19 protein-coding genes are annotated in these 18156 nt (G+C 72.3%); 16 read left to right on the forward strand and 3 right to left on the reverse strand.

Annotated elements, in window-relative coordinates:
- Positions 1-10: 10 nt before the first annotated feature.
- The 8 genes from ACQPZP_RS03865 to dacB all read left to right on the forward strand — a co-directional run bounded on the left by ACQPZP_RS03865 (position 11) and on the right by dacB (position 7681).
- Positions 11-625: a TetR/AcrR family transcriptional regulator gene (locus ACQPZP_RS03865; protein WP_433476245.1), complete on the forward strand. Its 615-nt coding sequence runs from the start codon at positions 11-13 to the stop codon at positions 623-625.
- Entirely contained in the window at positions 622-822 is a 201-nt protein-coding gene (locus tag ACQPZP_RS03870) for a ferredoxin (RefSeq protein WP_433476246.1), read from the forward strand. Before ACQPZP_RS03865 ends, ACQPZP_RS03870 begins: the two co-directional genes overlap by 4 nt.
- On the forward strand, positions 822-2117 hold the full coding sequence (locus ACQPZP_RS03875) for a cytochrome P450 (protein WP_433476247.1): 1296 nt from the start codon (positions 822-824) through the stop codon (positions 2115-2117). Before ACQPZP_RS03870 ends, ACQPZP_RS03875 begins: the two co-directional genes overlap by 1 nt.
- A gap of 85 nt (positions 2118-2202) precedes the next feature.
- Positions 2203-3618 carry a ferredoxin reductase family protein gene (locus ACQPZP_RS03880; protein WP_433476248.1) on the forward strand — a complete coding sequence of 472 codons (1416 nt, stop codon included), beginning with the start codon at positions 2203-2205 and terminating at the stop codon, positions 3616-3618.
- A gap of 17 nt (positions 3619-3635) precedes the next feature.
- Positions 3636-4100, forward strand: coding sequence for an FMN-binding protein (locus ACQPZP_RS03885; RefSeq protein WP_433476249.1), 465 nt, complete (start codon positions 3636-3638; stop codon positions 4098-4100).
- 52 nt (positions 4101-4152) lie between these two features.
- The gene (locus ACQPZP_RS03890; RefSeq protein ID WP_433476250.1) at positions 4153-4992 is read left to right on the forward strand and encodes an FAD:protein FMN transferase; all 840 of its coding nucleotides are present in this window, start codon (positions 4153-4155) and stop codon (positions 4990-4992) included.
- 36 nt (positions 4993-5028) lie between these two features.
- Positions 5029-6084: a maleylacetate reductase gene (locus ACQPZP_RS03895; protein WP_433476251.1), complete on the forward strand. Its 1056-nt coding sequence runs from the start codon at positions 5029-5031 to the stop codon at positions 6082-6084.
- Positions 6085-6157: 73 nt separating this feature from the next.
- A complete protein-coding gene (gene dacB, locus ACQPZP_RS03900; protein ID WP_433476252.1) occupies positions 6158-7681 on the forward strand; it encodes a D-alanyl-D-alanine carboxypeptidase/D-alanyl-D-alanine endopeptidase in 1524 nt (507 codons plus the stop codon).
- An 11-nt stretch (positions 7682-7692) separates the two neighbouring features.
- Here dacB and ACQPZP_RS03905 read toward each other — a convergent pair whose 3' ends face one another.
- Positions 7693-9063, reverse strand: a complete 1371-nt coding sequence (locus ACQPZP_RS03905) for a hypothetical protein (RefSeq protein WP_433476253.1) — start codon at positions 9061-9063, stop codon at positions 7693-7695.
- Positions 9064-9225: 162 nt separating this feature from the next.
- Here ACQPZP_RS03905 and ACQPZP_RS03910 point away from each other — a divergent pair, with 162 nt between their 5' ends.
- Genes ACQPZP_RS03910 through ACQPZP_RS03930 form a run of 5 tightly spaced genes read left to right on the forward strand, consistent with a single transcriptional unit; the run spans position 9226 to position 13208 of the window.
- Positions 9226-9582 carry a GNAT family N-acetyltransferase gene (locus tag ACQPZP_RS03910; RefSeq protein WP_433476254.1) on the forward strand — a complete coding sequence of 119 codons (357 nt, stop codon included), beginning with the start codon at positions 9226-9228 and terminating at the stop codon, positions 9580-9582.
- A 59-nt stretch (positions 9583-9641) separates the two neighbouring features.
- Entirely contained in the window at positions 9642-10583 is a 942-nt protein-coding gene (locus ACQPZP_RS03915) for a DUF6282 family protein (RefSeq protein WP_433476255.1), read from the forward strand.
- Positions 10580-11344, forward strand: a complete 765-nt coding sequence (locus ACQPZP_RS03920) for an ABC transporter ATP-binding protein (protein WP_433476256.1) — start codon at positions 10580-10582, stop codon at positions 11342-11344. The genes ACQPZP_RS03915 and ACQPZP_RS03920 overlap by 4 nt, the downstream gene beginning before the upstream one ends.
- A complete protein-coding gene (locus ACQPZP_RS03925) occupies positions 11341-12195 on the forward strand; it encodes an ABC transporter permease (RefSeq protein WP_433476257.1) in 855 nt (284 codons plus the stop codon). Before ACQPZP_RS03920 ends, ACQPZP_RS03925 begins: the two co-directional genes overlap by 4 nt.
- Complete coding sequence (locus ACQPZP_RS03930) at positions 12192-13208, forward strand: ABC transporter substrate-binding protein (RefSeq protein ID WP_433476258.1); 1017 nt, start codon at positions 12192-12194, stop codon at positions 13206-13208. Before ACQPZP_RS03925 ends, ACQPZP_RS03930 begins: the two co-directional genes overlap by 4 nt.
- Positions 13209-13256: 48 nt before the next feature.
- Here the strand turns inward: ACQPZP_RS03930 and ACQPZP_RS03935 are convergent, their stop codons facing one another.
- Positions 13257-14195 (reverse strand): 3-carboxyethylcatechol 2,3-dioxygenase, encoded by a 939-nt coding sequence (locus ACQPZP_RS03935; RefSeq protein ID WP_433476259.1) that lies wholly within the window; start codon positions 14193-14195, stop codon positions 13257-13259.
- A gap of 10 nt (positions 14196-14205) precedes the next feature.
- Positions 14206-15189 carry a zinc-binding dehydrogenase gene (locus ACQPZP_RS03940; protein WP_433476260.1) on the reverse strand — a complete coding sequence of 328 codons (984 nt, stop codon included), beginning with the start codon at positions 15187-15189 and terminating at the stop codon, positions 14206-14208.
- Positions 15190-15290: 101 nt separating this feature from the next.
- Here ACQPZP_RS03940 and ACQPZP_RS03945 point away from each other — a divergent pair, with 101 nt between their 5' ends.
- From ACQPZP_RS03945 to ACQPZP_RS03955, 3 genes are read left to right on the forward strand one after another with little or no spacing between them, the layout of a single operon-like run.
- Positions 15291-16637, forward strand: a complete 1347-nt coding sequence (locus ACQPZP_RS03945; protein ID WP_433476261.1) for an SRPBCC family protein — start codon at positions 15291-15293, stop codon at positions 16635-16637.
- Positions 16637-16972 carry a non-heme iron oxygenase ferredoxin subunit gene (locus tag ACQPZP_RS03950; protein ID WP_433476262.1) on the forward strand — a complete coding sequence of 112 codons (336 nt, stop codon included), beginning with the start codon at positions 16637-16639 and terminating at the stop codon, positions 16970-16972. Before ACQPZP_RS03945 ends, ACQPZP_RS03950 begins: the two co-directional genes overlap by 1 nt.
- A complete protein-coding gene (locus ACQPZP_RS03955) occupies positions 16969-18144 on the forward strand; it encodes an NAD(P)/FAD-dependent oxidoreductase (protein ID WP_433476263.1) in 1176 nt (391 codons plus the stop codon). The genes ACQPZP_RS03950 and ACQPZP_RS03955 overlap by 4 nt, the downstream gene beginning before the upstream one ends.
- Positions 18145-18156 lie beyond the last annotated feature (12 nt).

The following is an 18156-nucleotide window of genomic DNA, read 5'->3' on the forward strand; positions in this document are numbered from 1 at the left end:
TAATTCGGCTATGGGACGCATCGCGGGCGTCACCCGGGCGGAGACACGGGAAAGGCTGCTGAGCGCGGCGTCCGACGTCTTCGCCCAGCGCGGGTACGACGGGACGCGGGTCGCCGACATCGCGCGGGCCGCGGGCGTCAGCAACGGCGCGCTGTACGCGCACTTCGGCTCGAAGGCGGAGCTGCTGGTCGCCGCTTTGCGCGTGCACGGCAAACGGCTGCTCGCCGACCAGTTCGCCTCCGATCCGGACGGTCCGGTCATCGACCTGCTCCTCGCCATCGGACGAGGACTGCCACGGCGGCGGGAACCGCGCGGCCACCTCGTCGTGGAGGCGCTGGTCGCGGCGCGCCGGGACGAGGACGTCGCCCGGCCCATGCGCGACTACGTGGCCGAACGCGGCGGCTGGCTCGCCGACCTGATGCGCGTCGCCCAGGCGGGCGACGAGGTGGACCCGGCGCTGTCCCCGGACGCGCTCGCCCATCTCTGCCTCCTGCTGGGGATGGGCAGCGCGCTCGTCCCGCCGGACATGCACGCGGTCGGCGACGAGGAGTGGTCCGCGCTGATCACCCGGATCGTGGCCGCGCTCGTGCCGCCCGCCCCGCAGAAGACGGAGGGAACGCAGTGAAGGTGCGGATCGACCCGGAGCGGTGCCAGGGGCATGGCCGGTGCTACGACCTGGCTCCGGCCCTGTTCGGTGAGGACGACGAGGGCTACGGGACGGTCCTCGGCGACGGCGTCGCGGCCGAGGGGGCGGAACACGACGCCCGCCTCGCGGTGGCCAACTGCCCGGAACGGGCGATCGACGTCCTCAAGGAGGCGTGATGACCGTCGACGACCGGTTCGACAAGGGCTACGAGGAAGCGCGGGAGAACCGTCCGCTCGGCACCCGCAACGAGGTGATCACCGGCCCGGTGGCCGACTGGGCGACCGACTTCTCCCATCTGGAACCGGAATGGGCCGCCGACCCGTATCCGATCCAGGACGACCTGCGGCGGCGCTGCCCGGTCGCGCGGACCGAGCGGTTCGGCGGCGGCTGGCTGCCGACGCGGTACGAGGACGTCGCGGCTATCGCCTACGACACCGAGCGCTTCACGTCCCGTTCGGTCGTCATGAGCAACTTCCGGCCGCCGCGCGAGGTGGAGCCGATGGGCGTCACACCGCCGATCTCGTCCGACCCGCCGTTCCACCACGACGCGCGCAAGCTGCTGCTGCCCGCGTTCACGAAGTCGGCCGTGCGGCGGCTGGAGCCGGCGACCAGGGCCTACTGCCACACGCTCATCGACTCCTTCGAGGGCCGGGACGTGGTGGACGCGGCGCACGAGTACGCGCAGCACATCCCGATACGGGTCATCGCCGACCTGCTCGGCTTCCCGCCCGAGGACGGCCCGCGGTTCCGCGAGTTCGTCGAGAACACCCTCGAAGGCGTCAACCTGCCGCCGGACGAGCGCATCGCGCGGATGGACAAGCTCTTCGACTACCTCCTCGACCAGATCCGCGACCACGTCGACGACCCGCGCGACGACCTCACCACCTACCTGATCGACGCGGAGCTGTACGGGCGCAAGCTCGACCCCTCCCACGTCTCGGGGACGATGGCGCTCCTGCTGATCGCCGGGATCGACACGACGTGGAGCGCGATCGGCGCGTCGCTGTGGCACCTGGCGAAGACCCCGGCCGACCGGGAGCGCCTCGTCGCCGAACCGTCGCTGCTGCCGACCGCGATGGAGGAGTTCCTCCGCGTCTACGCGCCGGTCACGATGGCGCGCCTGGTGCGGGAGGACACGCGCCTCGGCGGCGTCGACATGAAGGCCGAGGACTGGATCCTGCTGTCGTTCCCCGCGGCCAACCGCGACCCGGAGCAGTTCGACCGGGCGGACGAGGTCGTCATCGACCGGGAGGTCAACCGGCATGCCGCGTTCGGCCTCGGCATCCACCGCTGCGTCGGCTCGCACCTGGCGCGGATGGAGCTCCGGGTCGCGCTCGAAGTGTGGCTCGAACGCATCCCGTCCTTCACCCTGGACGACCCGTCGGCCGTGACCTGGGCCGCCGGTCAGGTCCGCGGCCCCCGCGCGCTTCCCGTCCGGATCGGTGGTCCAATGCCGACGAAAGGGGTTTGACCAGCGCCGACACGGTGGCGGTGTTCTCATCGAACGTTAAGGAAAGCCGACAGGATCCTTCATAGGCCCCGCCGATGGTGTGGGCATGACCACCGCAGCATCCCCCCGGCCCCAGACGGCCCGCACACCTCGTCCCGCCGCCACGCCACGTCCGACGCCCCGCTGGTGGGCGGACGCGGCGGGCGTGGGCGCCGGGCTCGGCCTGCTGATCGTCACCGCGCTCTGGGTGCACGGCCAGGGCGTCCAGCAGACGCTGGCCGGCGGCCCGGGCGCCGTGTCGGCCCTGGGGCGCCTGGCCGGTCTCTGGGCGTCGGACCTGATGCTGTCGCAGGCCTTGCTGATGGCGCGCGTGCCGCTGGTGGAGCGGGCTTTCGGACAAGACCGGCTGGCCCGATGGCACCGCTGGACGGGTTTCGCCTCCTTCCACCTGATGCTGGTGCACATCGTGCTCATCGTCATCGGCTATGCCGGGTCCGTCCATGCCAACGTGTTCGCGGAGACGTGGGACATGGTCGTGTCCTATCCGGGGATGCTGCTGGCCGTCGCCGGCACGGGTTCGCTGGTCATGGTCGTCGTCACCTCGCTGCGGGCGGCGCGGCGGCGGCTGCGGTACGAGTCGTGGCACCTGCTGCACCTGTACGCCTACCTGGGCATCGGGCTCGCGCTGCCGCACCAGCTCTGGACCGGCACTGACTTCGCCGGTTCTCCCTGGGCCAGGGCGTACTGGTGGACGCTGTACGCGGTGGCGGCGGGCGCCGTCCTGATCTTCCGGATCGGGGTGCCCGTGTGGCGGAGCCGGCGGCACCGGCTGACCGTCAGCCACGTCGTCCCGGAGGGGCCCGGCCTCACCTCGGTCTATCTGCGCGGCCGCCGGCTGGACAGGCTGCCGGTGCGGGCCGGGCAGTTCTTCCAGTGGCGCTTCATGGACGGTCCCGGCTGGTCCCGCGCGCACCCCTACTCCCTGTCCGGCACCCCGCGCGGTGATCTCGTCCGCATCACCGTGAAGGACCTCGGCGACGGCAGCGCCCGCGTCGCTTCCCTCAAGCCGGGGACGAGGGCGCTCATCGAGGGACCGTACGGGAAGCTCACCGGCGAGACCTACACGGGCGGGCCCGTCGTGATGCTGGCCTGCGGCATCGGCATCACACCCCTGCTGGCGCTCCTCTGGGACCTGCCTTACCGGCCGGGCGACGCCACGCTCGTCTACCGGGCCCGCAGCGATGAGGAGGTCGCGTTCCGCGAGGAGCTGGACCGGCTGGCGGCGGAGAGGGGAGTGCGGATCGTGTACGCGCTCGGCCCGCGCGCCGACCGCTCGTCGTGGCTGCCGCAGCCCCTCGCGGGGCTCGGCGACGTCGAGGCCCTGCGCCGGGCCGCGCCGGCCGTCGCCGGCTCCCATGTCTACGTCTGCGGCCCGGACGCATGGACGGACACGGTGCGCACCGCCGCCCGGGCCGCCGGCGTCCGCGCCGGCCACCTGCACACCGAACAGTTCGCCTGGTAACACGAAGGACGATGACGATGAGACGGATCACCTGCTGGCTGATGTCCACGGTCGCGGCGGTCGTGCTGCTGTTCAGCTACCGGACGAGCACCATCGGCGGCGCGACCGCGACCACCACCGCCGGCGACACCACCGTGACACCCCAGACCAGTACGACCCCGAGCCCGAGCGCCACGCAGTCGTCCGGGTCGGCGAGCAGTGGGAACAAGACGTACACGGGGTCGGTCGCGCAGACGCAGTGGGGGCCGATCCAGGTCACCATCACCGTGTCCGACGGGAAGATCACGGATATCGCGGTGCCGGTCTACCCGAACGGCAACCACCGGGACGAGGAGATCAACGCGTTCGCGCTGCCCGCCCTGAAGCAGGAGGTGCTGGCCGCGCAGAGCGCCAAGATCGACACCGTCTCCGGCGCCACCGTGACCAGCGACGGATACGTGGAGTCGCTGCAGTCCGCCATCGACGCGGCCCACCTGTCATGAGCGGAGCGAACCGGGGGGTGTGGGGGGTCGCCCCCCCACAGGGAGCACAGCCATGAATGCCGGGATTCCGCGCAGGGCGTGGGTGGAGCAGATCATGGGGATGCCGATCAGCGTGCACGTGCGCGGCGCCGATCCGGTGGGCGAGGACGTCGAGGAGCGCGTCGCCGCCGTCTTCGCCGACCTGTGCCATGCCGACGCGGTGCTCAGTCCCTACCGGGACGACAGCGACCTGTCGCGCTGGGAGCGCGGAGACCTCGCGCTCGGGGAGGCCGACCCGGCGCTGGCCGAGGTGATGGCGCTGTGCGACCTCGCCCGGGCCCGCACCAACGGCCGGTTCGATCCGCGCGATCTGCCCGACCCGCGCGGCGGCGGCCCCAGATACGACCCGTCCGGGCTGGTCAAGGGATGGGCGGTGGAGCGCGCGGCCCGGCATCTCGCCGGCCTGGACGGAGCCGGGTGGTGCGTCAACGCCGGGGGCGACGTCGTGGTGCACGCTCCCGCCGGTCAGGCGCCCTGGCGGGTCGGCATCGAGGACCCGGAAGACCCGGGTCGCGTGACCCAGGTCGTGCGCCTGCGCAGCGGCGCGGTGGCGACCTCGGGCACCGCCCATCGCGGCGCCCACATCATCGATCCGCACACCGGCCGCCCCGCCGAGGCGGTGCGCGCTGTCACCGTCACGGGACCCAGGCTCATGTGGGCGGACGTCTACGCGACCGCCGCCGCCGTGCAAGGCCCCGACGCGACGGACTGGCTCGACGGGCAGGACGGCTACGAGGCGTTCCTGACGACCGTCGAACGCGACACGCACACGACCCGCGGCTGGCCCGCGCCACCACCGAAGCGCTGGCCCGGGATGATCCGCTGCTCATCGTCCCCCGGCCTGCTCGCATGAGAAAGTCGATCCGGAGGTGGGGCAGGGGTGAGCCACATGGAGCGAGGGGCCGATGCCCGGGTCACCGTCCACGAGACGCTCGCGGCGCGCGTGCTGATCGGGCCGGGGGCATGTGACCTCGTCGCGGACGAGATCGCACGGCTCGGCGAGCGGCGGGTGCTGCTGGTCGCGACCCCGTCCGCCGGTACGGCCGCCGGCCGGATCGCGGACGCGCTGGGTTCGCGGCTCGCGGCGCGCTTCGACCGTCCGGCGCCGCACACGCCGGTCGCCGTGACCGCGCGGGCCATGGCGGTGGCCGAGGACGCGTCGGCGGACTGCGTGGTCGCGATCGGCGGCGGATCCGCGATCGGCCTGGCCAAGGCGGTGTCGGCCCGGACGGGGATGCCGCAGGTCGCCGTGCCGACCACCTACGCGGGCTCGGAGATGACGCCCGTCCTCGGGGAGACGGAGGACGGTGTGAAGACCACACGCCGCGACCCCGCCCTCGCTCCCGGAATGATCGTCTACGACCCTGTCCTCACCCTGAGCATGCCCTCCGGCCTGACCCTGACGAGCGCCATGAACGCGCTCGCGCATGCCGTCGAGGCCCTGTGGGCGCCGGACGCCACTCTGGTCACGGACGCACTGGCCACCGAGGCCGTCGCCGGCATCCTGGATGCGCTGCCCGAGGTGCTGGACGACCCGTCGGGGCTCCCGGGGCGCGGACGCCTTCAGTCGGCGGCGTGGCTGGCCGGGGTCTGCCTGGCGCAGACCCGGATGGGCCTGCACCACCAGCTCGCGCACGTCCTCGGCGGCGCGTTCGACCTTCCGCACGCCGAACTGCACACGATGCTGCTGGCGCACGTGATGGCGTTCAACCTGCCGTGGGCGCCGGAGGCGTCCGCGCGGCTGAACCGGGCGGCGGGGCCGGATCCGGTGGCGGCCGTCGCCGGACTGGCCCGCCGCCACAAGGGGCCCACGCGCCTCTCCGCCCTTCAAGTGCCCCGGGACCGGCTGCGCGAGGTCGCCGAGCGGGTGGTGGCGGCGCCGTACCCCAACCCGCGCCCGCCGGACGTCGACGCGGTCACGGAACTGCTCGACGCGATGTGGTGAACACGGTCCGTGTCGTTTCGGCGCATTGGCCCCGCCAATTGCCCTACGATCACACCCCATGCGTGGATCACTGGTGCGAATCACGTCCGTCCTGGTCGCAGGAGTTTCGCTGCTCGCCGCTCCCGCCATGCATCCGCAGGCCCGGGCCGCCGCACCAGGCGAACTGAAGACCGATCTCGACGCCATCCTCGCCGACGCCCGCCTCAAGGGCGCCACCGTCGGCGTCGTCGTGCGGGACGCGAAGACGGGCGCCGTCCGCTACTCGCGGGGCGCCACCGCGCCCGTGCTGCCCGCCTCGAACCTCAAGATCTACACCTCCGGCGCGGCGCTGTCGCTGCTCGGCACCGGGTACCGGTTCCGCACCGGGGTGTACGCCGGGCCGGTGTCCGGGTCGTCGGTCAAGGGCGACCTGTACCTGAAGGGCACCGGGGACCCGACGACGCGGGCCGCCGACTACGACCGGCTTGCCGCCCAGGTCGCGGCGCGGGGCGTCCGGCGCGTCGAGGGCGACCTGGTCGCGGACGACACCTGGTTCGACGCCGTCCGCACGCCCGCCTCATGGGACCCGACCGACCTGCAGTACTACTACGCCGGGCAGACCTCCGCGCTGACCGTCGCACCGAACGACGACTTCGACGCCGGGTCCGTCAACGTGAAGGTCGCGCCGGGCGCCGAGGGCGAACCCGTGAAGGTCGGGGTCGCCCCCGCCACCCATGTCGTCAAGATCGACAACAAGGCGGTCACCGGGAAGCCCGGCTCGGCGTCCACGCTGTCGGTCAACCGGGCGAAGGGCACGAACACGATCGTGGTGAGCGGCTCCTACCCGGCGGGCGGGGCCGCCTACACCACCCTGCGCACGGTCGAGAACCCCACGATGTACGCGGCGGACGTGTTCCGGAACGCGCTGCGGGCGCACGGCGTCCAGGTCAGGGGCACGACCGAGCGAGGCAGGACGCCCAAGGGCGTCCGGGCCGTCGCCTACCGTTCCTCGATGCCGCTGTCGCAGCTGGTGGTCCCCTTCCTCAAGCTCAGCAACAACATGATCGCCGAGACCCTGGTCAAGGCGATCGGGCGGAAGAAGGCGGGCAAGGGCAGCTGGACGGCGGGGCTGCCGCTGATCGAGCGGTACGCCCGCACCCAGGGCGTCCCGGCCGGACGGCTGGACATGGTCGACGGCTCGGGGCTGTCGCGCGGCAACCGCACGACCGCGCAGGACGTCAGCACCATGATCAGGCGGGCGCAGGGCGCGCGCTGGTTCTCCACCTGGTACGGCGCCCTGCCGATCGCCGGTGACCCCGACCGCATGACCGGCGGCACGCTGACGTCGCGGATGCGGGGCACCCCGGCCGCGGGCAACGTGCACGCGAAGACCGGCACGCTGGGCGGCGCCACCGCGCTCTCCGGATTCGTCAGCGACGAGTCCGGGCGCCGGCTGCTCTTCTCGGTCGTCCTCAACGGCTACCAGGGCGGGGCGCCCAAGGACATCGAGGACAAGATCGCGATCCGGCTGGCCGGCGGAGAACCCGCCCCGGCCCGGAGCATGCTCACGTCGCGGAGCGGCCCGCAGCTCGAGTGCTCCTGGGTCGGACGCTGCTGACGGGCGGCGGGTCACCTCTCGGTCTTCGGGACGTACAGGCGGATGTCGTCGACGTACGCCTCCCCCTCGTAGTAGTTCAGGTGCGGGTCGCCGATGATGAAGGAATCGGGGTAGGCCGATCCCTTGGGCCAGCTGTGCTCGGTCGTGTACGTCCCGGCCGGGCCCTTGTGGACGAGCCTGCGGTCGAACCGGCCGTCGTACTCGCCCGGGGTCTGGTTGTAGTGCCAGATCGGACGGCCGTTCTCCACGAAGTCGTGATGGACGCGCAGCGTGGCCTGCCCGATGTGGAGGAACGGCCCGCTCATTTCGAGCGTGTACCCGGTGCGGTCCCGTTCGATGGCGAACCGGTAGGCGGCCTTCGGCAGCAGTTCCGGCCGCAGTTCGGCGCTGGTCAGATGACCTTCGAAACGGCCGCCCGGTCCGTACCGCCTGTCCATTGACGCGTTTCCGCAGACGGTCTTGGCGTAGTACTCGTTGCTGATGTTGTTGTTGGCGGTTTCGCGGAACATGTCGCCGCGCGGGAACAGCGCGTTGATTCCGTTGAACGTGCCGTCGAACGTCCGGTACAGCTTCCGGGTCTTGGGGTTGCAGGTCGCGGCGTTCTTCCAGCGGTCGTCGTCGCTGTAGTAGCCGTCCATGATGACCTTGCGGCGGTAGTGAATGCCCGGGTTGCCGTGCGGTGCGGGCGTCGCGTAGTCGAGGATCGTCAGGTAATAGAACCCGTTCTCCCTGGTCACATCGGGATACTGGCAGCGCGTCTTTCCGGGCAGCGCGCCCTGGAACGTCCACGGATACCGGGTCTTGCAGGGTTCCTTCGTGTACCCGTTGTGCCTGCCGTTGTAGTCGAACGTGCCGTGCCGCTTGCCGCCGAAGTCGATGCCGCGCAGCGTCATCTCCACCCGGTAGTGCGGCGGCAGCGGGCGCGTGGGCCGGATCAGCACCCCGGCGTCCCAGCTCGGCTCGGAGATCCGCGCGACCTTCTGCCCGCCCGGCAGCGACGCGTTCGAGACCCCCGGCCGCGAGTCGGGGCGCCCGTCCTTGTCCTTGTCCACGGCGGCGACCTCGGCGGTCAGCCACCCCTTGCGCCCGAACGCGACGCGCTTGCGGAACACGTTCAGCGTGTCCAGCTCCCGTCCGAACAACGGCCCGCTGATCTTCTTCCAGGCCTCCCCGTCATCGTCGAACGCGTCGACGTGCCACGGGCTGCGTTTCCCCTGCGGGTCCAGCCGCCACGGCCTCCCGTCGACCCGCAGCGGGCGGTCGAACCCCTCGTGCGCGACGAGGACCCACCCGCCGTCCGCCCGGGCCGGCCACGCCGCGGAACCGCACGCCACCACCGCCACTCCGGCGACGGCCGCCGACACCTTCCCACGCCCCCACATACCGGCCTCCCCCGATAGCCCGATTCGCAGGGACCCTACGGCCAGCCGTCCCTGCCCACCGGTCCAGCGAGCCGCCCGAACACGACCTCTTGCCCTCCCCTTGACCGACCCATCCGCTTACCGTGTGCCTGGCATCAACGAGCTGACATGGAGGTGGGGACCGTGATCCTTCGACCTGCACGGCCGGACGAGGCGCCGCGACTGGCCGAGCTCTGGCGGGCGGCCTGGCTCGACGGGCATGCCGGGCACGTGCCCGACGCGCTGATGGACGCCCGCGGGCCCGAGCACTTCGCCGCGCACGCGGAGAAGTACGCGGGCTCGACCATTGTGGCGAGCGAGGACGGTGAGCTGCTCGGCCTGATCATCCTCGGCGACGACGAGGGCGAGGTCGTCCAGCTGGCCGTCGCGCGGTCGGCCCGCGGGCGCGGTGTCGGCGGTGCCCTGCTGCGCCATGCGGAGGAGCGGTTCTCGGGACGGCACGACGAGGCGTGGCTCGCGGTGGTCCCCGGCAACCATTGACGTTGTTGCCGAAATTGTTAACAATCTCGGCATCAGTAGTGGCGACACAAGGGGCTGGGATGACCGAACACCCGAAGCCGTCCGATCGGGCGCGTGAGCTTGTGCGGGGTGCGTACGACGTGCACATCCACGTGGCCCCGGACGTGATGCGGCGCCGCATCGACGACCTCGCCCTCGCGCCGAGGTTCGCGGAGGTGGGGCTCGGCGGATTCGTGCTGAAGTCGCACTACTTCCCCACGGCGGAGCGGGCCGCCGTGGTGCGGGCCGCCGTTCCCGGGTTCGGCGCGGTCGGAGCCATCACCCTGAACGGCTCGGTCGGCGGCATGAATCCCATCGCGGTCGAGCTCGCCGGACGCGCCGGAGCACAGTTCGTGTGGCTGCCGACCGTGGACAGCGCCAACCAGCGCGAGTGCACGGCGCACGATCCTGAGGGGGCACGCCCTCCGATGTGGGCGCGATTGCAGGAGGAACTGCGGGCGGACGGCATGGCCGCCGACCCGGTGGACGTCCTCGGCGCCGACGGGAAGGTCAACGAGGCCACCCGGCAGGTCCTCCAGGTGATCGCCAAGCACGACATGACGCTGGCCACCGGGCATCTCAGCACCGGGGAGATCGGCACCGTCGTGGACGCGGCCGTTGCCGAGGGAGTGCGCCGCATCGTCGTCACCCACCCCGAGTTCACCTCCCAGCGGGTGGGCGTCGAGCGGCAGCGGGAGCTCGCGGCGAAGGGCGCCCTGATGGAGCGCTGCTTCACCACCCCGTACACCGGCAAGGTCTCCTGGGACGTCTGGGTGGAGAACATCCGGGCGGTCGGGCCCGAGCACTCCGTCCTGTCCAGCGACCTCGGCCAGCCGTTCAACCCTCCAGTGGAGGACGGCTTGGCGCTCATGGCCGACCGGCTCCTCGCCGCGGGCTTCACCGAGGAGGACGTGCGCACCATGGCCGTCCGCAACAGCCGCCGGCTCGCCGGCGCCGACCGCGCCGGGGAGGCCGGCTCATGACCCAGGTCCTGAAGATCAGAAACCTGACCAAGCAGTTCGTCAAGGACGACAAGGGCATCGTGGCCCTGCGCGACTTCGACCTGGACGTCGCCGAGGGCGGCTTCGTCAGCGTGCTCGGCCGCAGCGGCTGCGGCAAGTCCACGATGCTCAACCTCCTTGCCGGGCTCGTCCCGCCCACGTCCGGCGAGGTGTTCTACCGCGAGCAGCCGGTCTCCAGGCCGCGCGTCGAGGTCGGCTACCTGACCCAGTCCGACACGCTGATGCCGTGGCGGGACGTCCGGCGCAACATCGAGATGCCGATGGAGCTGCGGAAGGTGCCCGGCCGCGAGCGCCGTGAACGGGCCGCGGAGCTGATCGAGCGGGTCGGTCTGCGCGGGTTCGAGCGGCACTACCCGCGGGAGCTGTCCGGCGGCATGCGCCGGCGGGTCGGCCTCGCCCGGATGCTGGCCGGCGACCCCGAGACCCTGCTGATGGACGAGCCGTTCGGCGCCCTCGACGCCCAGCTCCGCTCCGACCTGCAGAAGGAACTGCTGAGGCTGTGGCAGGGCAGCGGCCAGACCGTGGTGTTCGTGACGCACGACATCGAGGAGGCGCTGCTGCTCGGTGACCGGGTGGTCGTGCTCGGCCGCCTCGGCCGCGTCGTACTGGACGAGGACATCGATCTGCCCCGCCCCCGCGACCCCGACGAGATGCGGGTCGACACCCGGTTCGTCGCCCTGCACCGGAAGCTGACGGACGCCCTGAGGGAGGGAGCCCGATGACCGCGGAGACCCGGCCCGCCTCGAAGGTCGAGGACGACGGCGCGCCGCAGACCGTCCCGATCGAACGCGGCTTCTGGGGGAGGCACGGCGGCTCGGTGGGCGTGTGGGCCGCGCGGGTCGTCCTCGTGGCGGCGTCGCTGCTCGTCTGGCAGTGGGCGGCCGACCGGTGGTTCGACGTCATCTTCACCAGCCGCCCGTCCGAGATCTGGAACCGCCTCGTCGAGTGGCAGCAGGACGGCGTCCTCTGGTCCAACACCTGGGTGACCATTCAGGAGATCGTCTACGGGTTCGGGCTGGGCGCGGCGGCGGGCGTGCTCGCCGGGTTCCTGCTCGCGTCGGCGACGGTGCTCTACCGCGTCCTCGACCCGTTCATCATGGCGCTCTACGCGATCCCGAAGGTGGCGCTCGCCCCGCTGTTCATCGTCTGGTTCGGCATCGGCATGCACATGAAGGTGCTGCTCGCCGCCGCCACCGTCTTCTTCCTCGTGTTCCTCAACACCGTCGCCGGCGTCCGGGAGGTGGACCGCGGGCTGGTCGACGCCGTCCGGCTGATGGGCGGCGGCCGGTGGCACGTCACGCTCAAGGTGGTCCTGCCCGCCTCGATGACCGGGGTCCTCACCGGGATGAAGGTCGCGATCCCGTACGCGCTGATCGGCGCCGTGATCGGTGAGCTGGTCGCGTCCAACCGCGGCCTCGGCTACCTCATCAACGACGCGGCCGCGCAGTTCGACACGGCCGGGGTGTTCGCCACGCTCGTCGTGCTGAGCGTGATCGCCGCCGTGCTGAACCTCCTCGTCGGCCTCCTGGACCGCAGGCTGAGCCGCTGGAAGCCGTTGGAGGCCCGCCGATGAGACGCCTCGTGGCGGCGCTGCTCGTCCTCGTCCTGGCGGTGGCGGGGTGCGCCGAGCGCACCTCCACCACCCCGCCCGGCGTGCTCAACGTCGGCCAGATCAGCAACTCGATCGCGTTCCTCCCGCTGTTCGTCGCCGAGCGGAAGCACTACTTCGAGCAGGAGGGCGTGAAGCTCGGCGAGCGTCCCCGGCTCGGCACCGGCGCGAAGGTCGCCGCCGCGCTGAAGTCGGGCGGCATCGACGTCGGAGCCGGCGTGCTGACCGACGCCCTCAACCTCGCCCGCATCGACGACGGGACGCGCCTCGTCGGCGACCTCGTCGACCGGTACTACGTCGACATCATCGTCGGCGGGGACTTCCGGGGCGCGCCCGCGTCCGCCTCGCTCGACGACCGGATCCGCGCGCTGCGCGGCAAGAAGATCGGCATCACCGGCCCCGGCAGCGGCACCGAGGCGCTCGTCACCTACCTGTTCCAGCGGGTCGGGATGCGCTCCGACCGCGACGCCGAACTCGTCAATCTCGGCGCGCAGGCGACCTCGGCCATCGGCGCGCTGAAGACGGGCCGGGTGGACGCGCTGTCGTTCTTCCAGCCGCTCGCTCAGCAGGCCAAGGCCGCCGGGGCCGGGTCCCTCTACATCTCCCCGTCCCGGGGCGACATCCCGGGCTTCGAGAAGACCGCGCACGGCGTCGTCTTCACCACCAAGAGCCTCATGGACAAGAAGCAGAAGGAGATCGCGGCGTTCCAGCGGGCCCTGGCCCGGGCCCAGCGCGACATCCACGAGCACCCGGACGAGATCCCGGGCCTGCTGGCCGCCTACCTGAAGGGCACCGACCCGAAGGCGCTCACGGACCTGCCCCCGATCGTCCAGCGGGAGATCCCGGCGCAGATCGGCTTCACCCGCGCGTCCTACGACTCGGCCATCGAGTTCCACCGCACCACGGGGCTCGTCAAACGCCTGCCCGCCTACGAGGAGATCGTCCCCCCGAACCTGCGGATCTCCGCGGACAACTGATGGCCCTGACCCGCCGCCGCCCGCCCCGGCGGCGGCGGGTCGGGCGTCTCACACCGGCTCGGCGGCGGCCACCGCGAAGCCGGCGATCCATTCGGGTATCGCCCGGTAGAAGCGGGAGGTCATCCGGTACTCGCCCGTCGCGGCGAGCGAGGCGAACGCGGCGATCCAGGTGCGCACCTCGTGGGCCGAGCCGCCGCCCTCGGCGCCCATCCATTCCACGCTCCAGCCGTCCACGTCCGCGAGCCGGCCGCTCTCCAGCGTGTCCAGGACGAGCCTGTCCCAGGCCGGGTTGATCGGGATCATCGCGCCGGAGCCCGCCGCGTAGTCCCGGCCGGCCTGGAGTACCCGCTGCTCGCCCCTGGCCCGCTGCTCGGGAGTGGGCGGGCGGCCTTCGATGAGCGCGTCCGCGACCCGGGGCGGCGCACCGTCCAGGACGGGGACGGGCGGGTCGTGCGAGAGCCCGCCCGACCCGGCGAACAGCACCCGCCGGCCCAGTGCGGCGGCGGCCTCGCCGACCGCTGTGCCGAGCGCCCGGACGCGGCCGACCGGACCGAGCGGAGTGGCGACCCCGTTCACGAACACCGGCACGACGGGGACGCGGTCGATCCCGCCGAACAGCACTTCGAGCGGCTGCGCGAACCCGTGGTCGACGGTCATCCGCGCCGAGACGGTGAGGTCGACGCCGCGGTCCAGGACCCCGCGTGCCAGCGCGCGGGCCGCCTCGGTGTCCACCGGCAGCGGCCCGGCGGCCGAGCCGAAGTCGCCGACGGCGGTGGCCTCCGTGGCCAGGCAGAACGGCGGCATCTCCTTGTAGAAGAAGCCGTTGTAGTGATCCGGGGCGTACAGCACCACCAGCTCGGGATCGAAGGCGCGGACGAAGTCGCGCGCCTCGCCGACGGCGGCGTCGACCGCCGCGCGGACGTCGGGCGGTGGATCGTTCCTGCCGATGAGCGGCGAATGGGAGAGGCCGACGGCGGCCGCGGTCATGGGGCGCTCCTCACTGTCCGGGGGCGGGCGGGTGGACGACGAGCTTGCCGGTCAGCTCCCCGTCGATCATGAGCTGGAAGCCCTTGTGGATCTCGTCCAGCGGCAGCGTGCGGTCGATCGGCGGGCGGACGCCGGTGGCCTCCATGAGCCGGAGCAGCGCGACGAGCTCGCCGCGCGTGCAGCCGGTCGAGCCGAGGATGCGCTGCTGGAGGTAGAAGACGCGGCCGAGGTCGGCGGGCGGGTTCGTGCCGCTCGTCGCGCCCGCGACCACCACGGTGCCGCCGGGACGCAGCGACTTCAGCGAGTGCGACCAGGTCGCCTCGCCGACCGTCTCGATGACGACGTCGACGCGCTCGGGCAGCCGCTCCCCGCTCGGCACCGCGGCGCGGGCCCCCCACTCGACTGCCTGGAGGCGCTTGTCCTCGCTGCGGCTGGTGGCGTAGACGACGGCACCGGCGGCGACGGCCAGCCTGATCGCGGCGGACGCGACGCCGCCGCCCACCCCCTGCACCAGCACCCGGTCGCCTGCGGTGATCTTCGCCTGGGTGAACAGCATCCGGTAGGCGGTCGTCCAGGCGACCGGCAGGCAGGCGGCCTCGTCGAAGGACAGCCAGCCGGGCTTGCGGACGAGGTTGCGGGTCGGCACGGCCAGGTACTCCGCGAACGCGCCGTCGTGGCGTTCGGACAGCAGGGCCCGGTCCGGGTCCAGGGTCTCGTCGCCGCGGCCCGCGTCCGGGTCGGCGATGACGGGGTGGACGATCACCGCGTCGCCGTTCTCGTCGTAGCCCGCGGCGTCGCAGCCGAGGATGATCGGCAGCCGGTCGGGGGGATGTCCGACGCCGCGCAGCGTCCACAGGTCGTGCATGTTGAGCGAGGAGGCGACGACCCGGACGACCGACCAGCCGGGCCGGAACCCGGGCTCGGGCACGTCGTCCAGGACGAGCCCGGCGAGCGGGTCGGCGGCGCTCTGGGAGACGGCGGTGGCTGCAAGCATGCCCCCACGCTGGCCGACGGCCGCCGCTCCGCCCCAGCACGTGTGCCGTCCTGCGGCACGAGGGTTGGAACGCGGCCGGGCCGGTGCGGTTGCCTCGGCGCATGACCTCGACGACTCGACCCCGGCACGCGGCCACCGGGACGCCGCGCGGGGCGCTGCGGCGCCCGGCCGGGATGGCGCGCGACATCGACGTCTCCGGGCTGGTGGACGCCGAGGGCGGGCTGCTGGACCGCGCGATCTTCACCGACCGGCGGCTCTACGAGCAGGAGCTGCGCCGGGTCTTCGCGCCGAGCTGGCTGTTCCTCGCTCACACCGGCCAGTTCCGCAGGCCGGGCGACTTCTTCACCACCGCCATGGGCGAGGACCCGGTCATCGTCACCATGGACCGGAACCAGCGGGTCCGCGCCTTCCTGAACTCCTGCCGGCATCGCGGCGCCCGGGTGTGCCGCGCCGACGAGGGCGCGACGCGCAACTTCACGTGCACCTACCACGGCTGGTCCTACGACCTGGAGGGCCGGCTGGTGAGCGTGCCCAACCGGGCGGGCTATCCCGAGTCGTTCGACACGGGGGAGTGGGGCCTCGTCGAGGTGCCCCACGTCGAGGAGTACCGCGGCCTGATCTTCGGTACGTGGAACCCCGAGCCGGTGCCGTTGCGCGAGTCGCTCGGCGACATGGCCTGGTACATGGACGCGATGCTCGACCACGACGAGCACGGCACGGTCGTCGTGGGCGGCGTCCACAAGTGGGTGCTCGAAGGCAACTGGAAGCTGGCCGCCGAGCAGTTCGCGACGGACTGGTACCACGTCAACATGAGCCACGCGTCCGCGCTCATGGTCCTGTCGCCCACCGGCACGATGCCCAAGGACGAGATCGTCCATCGCGCGGGACGGCAGTACACCGACCCCAAGGGGCACGGCGCGGGATTCCCCGTCCACCCCAAGAACCGGTTCGATGCCCGGACCGTCCACGAGTGGACGGACTACGAGGCCCTGCGCGAACGGCTGGGCGAGGCCCGCGTGGAGGGGCCGCTGACGAACGGGCACGCCACCGTCTTCCCCAACTTCTCCTACCTGCCGGTCAACGGGTCCATACGCGTCTGGCACCCCAAGGGACCCGACCGGATGGAGGTGTGGGCCTGGACGATCGTCGACGCGTCCATGCCGGACGAGGTCCGCGAGGCGCAGCGCCGCTACAACCTGCGCACGTTCGGTCCCAGCGGGATCTTCGAGCAGGACGACGGCGAGAACTGGAGCGAAGTGCAGGCCGTCTCGCACGGCTTCATCAGCAACGGCGTCCCGCTCAACTACCAGATGGGCCTCGGCTCCGAGCGGGAGGACGGCCGGCACCCGGGCACGACCAGCGAGCTCTACAGCGATGCCGCAGGGCGGGGCTTCTACGCGCGCTGGCGTGAGCTGATGAACACGCCCGCCTGGCACGAGGAGGACTGATGAGCAAGGGCATCCGTGTCGCCGCGCTGGACGACATCCCCGAGGGCGAGGGCATCGCCGTCGGCAAGGAACTCACCGGCACGGGCGACGGCATCGCGTTGCTGCGCGACACCGACGGCAGCGTGTGGGCGCTCGACGACACATGCACCCACGAGGACGCCTCGCTGGCGGACGGGTGGGTCGAGGACGGATTCGTCGAATGCCCGCTCCACGCCAGCCGGTTCTGCCTGAAGAACGGCGAGGTGCAGGGCCTGCCCGCGACGAAGAGCACTTGCCCGCACCGGGTGGAGGTCCGCGACGGCGAGGTGTACCTCTTCCCGGGCGAAGCGCCATGAGGGTGGTGATCGTCGGCGGCGGTGTCGCCGGCGTCAGCACGGTGGCGGCGCTCAGGGTGGGCGGCTTCGGCGGCGACCTCACGCTGGTCGACGTGGGGGAGTTCCCTTACGATCGTCCGCCGCTGTCGAAGGAGTACCTCGCCGGGACCAGGGACCTGGAACAGCTCGCCCTCCAGTCCCCGCGGTGGTTCGACGAGCGGGACGTGCGGCTGGTCAACCTGACCCGGGTCGCCGCGTTGCGCCCGGGGGACGGCGGCGTGGAACTCGAAGACGGATCGGTGCTGCCCGCCGACCGGGTGGTGCTGGCGACCGGCGGTGGTGCGGCACGGCCGCCCGTTCCCGGAGGCGACGACGACCGGGTGCACGTGCTGCGCACGGTCGAGGACGCCGACCGGCTCCGCGCGTCGCTGCCGCCGGGAGCGCGCGTCCTCATCGTCGGCGCCGGGCTGATCGGCGCCGAGGTCGCCTCGACCGCGGCGGGCCTCGGCTGCGAGGTCGTCCTGGCCGACCCGGCGACGCCACTGGTGTCCGCCGTCGGTGCCGAACTGGCCGCCTGGCTGCACGAACGGCACACCGTCAAGGGCATCGTGACCCTGCGAGCCGGAGTGGAGTCGTTCGTCCCGGCGGCCGACGGCGTCGAGGCGCACTTCACCGGTGGATCCGGAGCGCGGGTATTCGACGCCGTGGTCCTCGGCGTCGGGATGGTGCCCCAGACCGGGCTGGCAACGGCGGCCGGCCTCGCCGTCGAACGCGGGATCGTCGTGGACCCCCGCCAGGTGACCTCGAACCCGGCAGTGCTGGCGGTGGGGGACTCCGCCGGCGCGGGGCACTGGGAGGCCGCCCAGCACGACGGCGCGCGGGCGGCGGCGACCCTCCTCGGCCTGCCCGCGCCGGAGCCGATCGCCCCCTGGTTCTGGACGGACCGGCACGGGAGCCACGTCGAGGTCGCCGGTCACATGGACCGGGCCGAACGGATCATCGTCCGCGGCTCCTACGACGACCCCGGCTTCTCGGTGTTCGGACTGCGCGCCGGCATGGTCGTGGCCGCCGCGGCGGTGGACGACCCGGCCGCCGTCCGGGCCGGCCGCAGGATGATCGACCGGCGCGTCCGGGTCGATCCGGCGCGGCTGTCCGACCCTTCCGTGAACCTGCGCCACCTGCTGCGCGGGTGACGTGCCGCTGCG

The organism is Spirillospora sp. CA-142024 (assembly GCF_050942325.1).
Taxonomy (GTDB): domain Bacteria; phylum Actinomycetota; class Actinomycetes; order Streptosporangiales; family Streptosporangiaceae; genus Spirillospora.

Bases quoted from the DNA above. Each gene is read 5' to 3' on its own strand.
- ACQPZP_RS03865 (WP_433476245.1), top strand. From the start codon at position 11: ATGGGACGCATCGCGGGCGTCACCCGGGCGGAGACACGGGAAAGGCTG.
- ACQPZP_RS03875 (WP_433476247.1), top strand. From the start codon at position 822: ATGACCGTCGACGACCGGTTCGACAAGGGCTACGAGGAAGCGCGGGAG.
- ACQPZP_RS03880 (WP_433476248.1), top strand. From the start codon at position 2,203: ATGACCACCGCAGCATCCCCCCGGCCCCAGACGGCCCGCACACCTCGT.
- ACQPZP_RS03885 (WP_433476249.1), top strand. From the start codon at position 3,636: ATGAGACGGATCACCTGCTGGCTGATGTCCACGGTCGCGGCGGTCGTG.
- ACQPZP_RS03890 (WP_433476250.1), top strand. From the start codon at position 4,153: ATGAATGCCGGGATTCCGCGCAGGGCGTGGGTGGAGCAGATCATGGGG.
- ACQPZP_RS03895 (WP_433476251.1), top strand. From the start codon at position 5,029: ATGGAGCGAGGGGCCGATGCCCGGGTCACCGTCCACGAGACGCTCGCG.
- ACQPZP_RS03905 (WP_433476253.1), bottom strand. From the start codon at position 9,063: ATGTGGGGGCGTGGGAAGGTGTCGGCGGCCGTCGCCGGAGTGGCGGTG.
- ACQPZP_RS03915 (WP_433476255.1), top strand. From the start codon at position 9,642: ATGACCGAACACCCGAAGCCGTCCGATCGGGCGCGTGAGCTTGTGCGG.
- ACQPZP_RS03920 (WP_433476256.1), top strand. From the start codon at position 10,580: ATGACCCAGGTCCTGAAGATCAGAAACCTGACCAAGCAGTTCGTCAAG.
- ACQPZP_RS03925 (WP_433476257.1), top strand. From the start codon at position 11,341: ATGACCGCGGAGACCCGGCCCGCCTCGAAGGTCGAGGACGACGGCGCG.
- ACQPZP_RS03930 (WP_433476258.1), top strand. From the start codon at position 12,192: ATGAGACGCCTCGTGGCGGCGCTGCTCGTCCTCGTCCTGGCGGTGGCG.
- ACQPZP_RS03935 (WP_433476259.1), bottom strand. From the start codon at position 14,195: ATGACCGCGGCCGCCGTCGGCCTCTCCCATTCGCCGCTCATCGGCAGG.
- ACQPZP_RS03940 (WP_433476260.1), bottom strand. From the start codon at position 15,189: ATGCTTGCAGCCACCGCCGTCTCCCAGAGCGCCGCCGACCCGCTCGCC.
- ACQPZP_RS03945 (WP_433476261.1), top strand. From the start codon at position 15,291: ATGACCTCGACGACTCGACCCCGGCACGCGGCCACCGGGACGCCGCGC.
- ACQPZP_RS03950 (WP_433476262.1), top strand. From the start codon at position 16,637: ATGAGCAAGGGCATCCGTGTCGCCGCGCTGGACGACATCCCCGAGGGC.
- ACQPZP_RS03955 (WP_433476263.1), top strand. From the start codon at position 16,969: ATGAGGGTGGTGATCGTCGGCGGCGGTGTCGCCGGCGTCAGCACGGTG.